Annotated in this window: 8 protein-coding genes and 1 pseudogene; all 9 read right to left on the bottom strand. The window is 40.1% G+C overall.

Annotated features, from left to right (window positions below):
- Positions 1-5: 5 nt before the first annotated feature.
- Positions 6-524, bottom strand: a complete 519-nt coding sequence (locus tag KTHG_RS12575; RefSeq protein ID WP_186439593.1) for a GNAT family N-acetyltransferase — start codon at positions 522-524, stop codon at positions 6-8.
- Between the two features lie 52 nt (positions 525-576).
- Positions 577-825, bottom strand: coding sequence for a hypothetical protein (locus KTHG_RS12570; protein ID WP_139993988.1), 249 nt, complete (start codon positions 823-825; stop codon positions 577-579).
- Between the two features lie 58 nt (positions 826-883).
- Positions 884-1,441 (bottom strand): maltose acetyltransferase domain-containing protein, encoded by a 558-nt coding sequence (locus tag KTHG_RS21905; protein ID WP_255512463.1) that lies wholly within the window; start codon positions 1,439-1,441, stop codon positions 884-886.
- A gap of 144 nt (positions 1,442-1,585) precedes the next feature.
- A pseudogene (gene mnhG, locus KTHG_RS21900) lies at positions 1,586-1,894 on the bottom strand (monovalent cation/H(+) antiporter subunit G); the annotation flags it as partial.
- Entirely contained in the window at positions 1,875-2,159 is a 285-nt protein-coding gene (locus KTHG_RS12560; protein ID WP_139994277.1) for a Na(+)/H(+) antiporter subunit F1, read from the bottom strand. The gene KTHG_RS12560 and the pseudogene mnhG, both read right to left, overlap by 20 nt.
- Positions 2,160-2,167: 8 nt before the next feature.
- Positions 2,168-2,647 carry a Na+/H+ antiporter subunit E gene (locus KTHG_RS12555; RefSeq protein ID WP_139993984.1) on the bottom strand — a complete coding sequence of 160 codons (480 nt, stop codon included), beginning with the start codon at positions 2,645-2,647 and terminating at the stop codon, positions 2,168-2,170.
- 1 nt (position 2,648) lies between these two features.
- A complete protein-coding gene (locus KTHG_RS12550; RefSeq protein ID WP_139993982.1) occupies positions 2,649-4,133 on the bottom strand; it encodes a Na+/H+ antiporter subunit D in 1,485 nt (494 codons plus the stop codon).
- Positions 4,123-4,470, bottom strand: a complete 348-nt coding sequence (locus KTHG_RS12545) for a Na(+)/H(+) antiporter subunit C (RefSeq protein WP_126989434.1) — start codon at positions 4,468-4,470, stop codon at positions 4,123-4,125. Before KTHG_RS12545 ends, KTHG_RS12550 begins: the two co-directional genes overlap by 11 nt.
- A partial coding sequence (locus KTHG_RS12540; protein ID WP_139994275.1) for an MnhB domain-containing protein occupies positions 4,470-4,785 on the bottom strand: 316 nt, incomplete at its 5' end. The genes KTHG_RS12545 and KTHG_RS12540, both read right to left, overlap by 1 nt.

Raw genomic sequence — 4,785 nt, 5'->3', positions numbered from 1 at the left:
CTTTTTTATGCTAGCTGTGCTAAGACATTTTTTACGGAGTCCCATTTATAAATGAAAAACTCTAGTTCTTGTGTGCCAAGGTTCATCGTATCAATTTCAACGATTTTAGCACCAAAATATTCATATAGATGACGCGTATCATTTTCTACTAGCACTTCAACAAATACTTTTTCGCAACCTAACTCATTAAACGTTTGAAAAAGAGCTTTCATTAGTAAGCGTCCATATCCTTTTTGTTGTTCCTCTTTGATAATATAAATGCTTGTTAAATCACCAATATGTGGCTCTAGCGGGCGTTGATTACATGCCGCAAACCCAACAATCTCTGCCTGCTCATTTTCTAGCACAAAGATATGTTTTTCTTTATCTGAAAGATGCTTTTGCCATAATTCTTTTCGTATGTCATATGTTAATGTCGCCAAATACGCTGGTGACATAATATTTAAATAGGTTGTACGCCATGTATCCACGTGGACATGTGCAATCCCTTCTGCATCTTTTATCGTTGCGGCTCTCACATACATAATCATCACCCCCATCTTCTGTATTCCTTCATTTAATTTTTATGAAACGTCGTTACAATGAATCAACATATTGTTTTGCTTCAATTAATGAAGCACCTGATTTTTCGCGTACAAATTTAACAGCTTGGACAGTTTGCTTCTGCATTTTCAACTCTTTTACATGCTGCTGCTCTTCCGTTGATAGTTCTATTGGACAGCTACCAATCCGTTTTTCGAGGTCTTTTATTTTACGATTCATTATAGTTATTTGTATAAAGGCAAGTACAGCTAAGAGAAAGCCTAATAAACCGAAAGTTTCCATGTAGTAACCACTCTTTTCTTTTTATTATATAGACTAGCGAGTTATAGTTATTTGGTAATTAAATGACCTTTTTAATAAATTTCGCTGGATTTCCGCCGACTACAACATTATCTGGCACATCCTTTACAACAACTGCGCCTGATGCAATGACCACATTATCGCCAATCGTGACACCTGGATTAATAATAGCGCGTCCACCAATCCAAACATTATCGCCGATTGTGACCGGCTTGCCATATTCAAGTCCCCGATTACGTTCTTGTGGGTCAATCGGATGTGTTGCAGTATAAATATGTACGCCTGGTGCCATAAAACAATTATCCCCAATACGAATCTCACATGCATCTAGCATGACACAGGAGAAGTTTGCATAGAAATTTTCGCCCACATGAATATTGTAGCCATAGTCACAACGAAAATTAGGCTCAATAAATAATTCCTCACCCGTTGAGCCAAATAAATCTTGTAATAATTCCTTTCGGCGATACCCTTCTGTCTCCATTGCCTCGTTAAACAAGCGTGTCAACCGACGTGCATTTAGTCGATCACGCACTAAGTCTTTGTCACTTGCATCATAAAGCTCACCTGCTAGCATTTTTTCTTTTTCTGTCATCACAATCACCTCTTGTACACTGTTCCCTTCCGATGAAATGTAGAAACAAAAAACACGTTCAAAGCGACGCTTCAAACGTGTTTTTTTATAAAGTGTTATAATGAACGCTTTTTTTCGCTCATACTCTTCTTTTAAGTCGTCACGTACGGTACGTTCTGTCGGTTTCACACCTGAAAAGTACGCTGCACGCGCCATAATATGACCACCAATGGGGCCCGTAATGAAAATAAACACAATGCCTAAAATGATGCGGGAATTATAGGTTCCCTCTATTTGCCAAAAGTAAATAAAGACACCAATTAAAATGAAGAGTACGCCTAATGTAGCACTCTTTGATGCGGCATGTGCACGCGTATATGCATCGGGAAAACGGACAAGTCCAACTGCCGTCATAACGATGAAAAACGTCCCGAGTAAAAGAGAAAGAATGATGACACTATTGATTAGAATTGTCACGATCAATAATCTCTCCTTTCTCTAAAAATTTCGCAAAGGCGATTGTGCCAATAAATGATAAAATCGCCAGCAGTAAAATGATTTCAATGTAAAAACTTGTGCCGACAAAAATCGAAAATAGGCCGACAAGTGCAATGATTGCTACGCCTACCGCATCTAATGCGATAACTCGGTCTGGTGCTGTAGGACCCTTGATGAGACGGTAAACAATCCCTAGCATCGCGAGCCCAATCGCCACAATACAAATAATAATGATAATGTGCATAAAGGTCATCATGTACGTGTCACCTCCACAATCGCTTTTTCAAATGTATTTTGAATCGATGCAATGGCCTCATCCACATCATCTAAATCAATGGCATGAATGTAAAGCGTTTTGCCATCATCTGATACGTGTACAACAATTGTGCCAGGTGTTAGCGTAATTAAATTCGATAATAATGTAATTTCCCAATCTGCTGTTAGCTCTGTTGGATACGCGAAAAAGGCTGGTGTCATCGTAATTTTTGGCTTCATCGCATGCTTCACAACATCGACATTGGCATTCCAAAGCTCTTTGAAAAATAACAGGAATAACTTTATAACGGCCCAGACGCGGTGTAAATAAAAGCGGCTTTTAAACATATGACGCATCATATACAGCATGATAAGGCCAAGAAGATAGCCAGTAATAAAGCCTACTCCTGTGAACGTATTCGATAAAAACATCCACACAAGCGCTAGGAAGACATTTAATAAGATTTGTACAGCCATCTTACTTACCTCCTTTTACAGCATCAATATAGAGCTGGGGATTCGCAAGCACTTCTGCAGCCTGTGTCATATAGGGCATCAATGCATCTGCACCGACACCATAAGCTACTGTTAACAGGACGAGGATAGCTGTCGGAATCCAAATCTGCCAATAGACTGTTTTTTTAATAGGTGATAGTTGTTGTTCTTTGCCCCAAAAAGCATAAACAAAAATACGAATCACCGATAGTAAAACAATTAAGCTCGATAGTAAAATCCAAATGCCAGACGCAAACTGCTCTGCTTCAAAGCCACCTTTTACAAGTAGCATTTTTCCGATAAAGCCACTTAGTGGTGGTATACCTGCTAAGCTAAATGCAGCAATTAAATAAAGCCAACCCAGACTTGGGTAGCGCTTCATTAAGCCGCCCATTTTCTTCAAATTCGTTTGTCCTGTAATATACACGATAATGCCAACAAGGAAGAACAAAGCCGCTTTAATAAGCATGTCATGCACAACATAAAACATCGAACCGCGTAACCCTGTGTCATTATACGTTGCAACACCATATAAAATGACACCCACAGCAATGATAATATTATAAATAATAATTTTCTTAACATCCCAGACAGCGAGTGCGCCAATACAGCCAGCAACAATTGTTGCGACACTTAAATAAAGTAATACGGTATGTGTAAAGGCAACATCACCTGTGAAGAAAAGTGTGAAAGTACGCGTAATCGCATATACCCCTACCTTTGTAAGGAGCGCACCAAAAAGTGCTAGTACTGGAATTGGTGGTCCACTATACGAGCTTGGTAGCCAGAAGAATAGTGGGAAAATCGCTGCTTTTAGACCAAAGACAACAAGGAATAAAATCGCAATCGCCGTCAAAATGCCAGGCTGATTGACGTCGCTCACCTTTTGCGCAATATCTGCCATATTCAGTGTCCCTACAACAGAATAGAGCATCGCCACGGTAATAACGAATAATGCAGATGATACAACATTAACTAAAATATATTTAATCGATTCGCGGAATTGAATTTTTTCACCACCTAGAACGCTAAGTAGGTACGACGCCATCAACAATACTTCGAAAAAGACGAATAAGTTAAAAATATCGCCTGTCGTAAAGGCGCCATTTACACCAACGAGCATTAGTAAAACTCCTGGGTAATAGAAAAATTGCTCGCGTGCGATACCAATCGTTCGGAAGCTATACCAAATCGTAAATAGCGTAATAATCGACGATGTAAGTACGAATAAAATCGATACCATATCCGACACCATTGTAATGCCATATGGCACCGGCCAGCTACCGAATGTCACGACCTGAATGCCGTCTATATACACCTTTTGTAAAAGCCAAATGCTCGCAGCAACCGTTAAAATCGCGCCAACTAATGCGCCCGCTCGCTGGAATCGTAATTGCTTAGGCGCAAACATTAGGAGAATCGCAAAGGCGAATGGAATAATAATCGGCATTAATGGACTATTCATCATGCTCTTCTCCTCTCATTTCATCAATATTGTCTGTCTTTAATTCCTGATACGCACGGTATGCGAGCACTAGGAAGAAGGCCGTTACCCCAAAGCTAATAACAATCGCCGTTAAAATAAGCGCCTGTGGTAATGGATCGGCCATGCTACTATTCGCAACCCCATCTGCTAAAACCGGTGGCGCATCACTGCCAAGGCCACCCATTGTTAAAATAAGCATATGCGCGCCGTGACTTAGTAAACCTGTACCGATAATAATGCGTAAAAGGCTCTTCGATAAAATTAAATAGATGGCTGCGAAGAATAAAAAGCCAATCACAAAGGCCATTAATATTTCCATTATTCGTCGCCTCCAATCGATTGAATAATAATCATTGTCACACCGACAACGACTAAATACACGCCGGTATCAAATAACATCGCCGTATGCAGCTCTGTTTTACCAAGAAGCGGCAGTGTGAAATAGTCAAAGTAATGCGTGAAAAAGGCCTCGCCCGCAAAAGCTGAAATACAAGCCGTCAGTAGCGCTAATGCCAGCCCGATTGCTGTTAGCGTCATATAATTAATCGGCAATAATGTCTGCACCGTTTTTAAATCAAAGGTGATTAGTAGTAAAACGATGGCACATGACATTAATAAACCGCCGACAAATCCG

The sequence above is a fragment of the Kurthia sp. Dielmo genome, from assembly GCF_000307285.2.
GTDB lineage: Bacteria > Bacillota > Bacilli > Bacillales_A > Planococcaceae > Kurthia > Kurthia populi.
The sequence above is the reverse complement of the archived record's forward strand: the minus strand, read 5'-3'. Positions and strand labels throughout refer to the sequence as shown.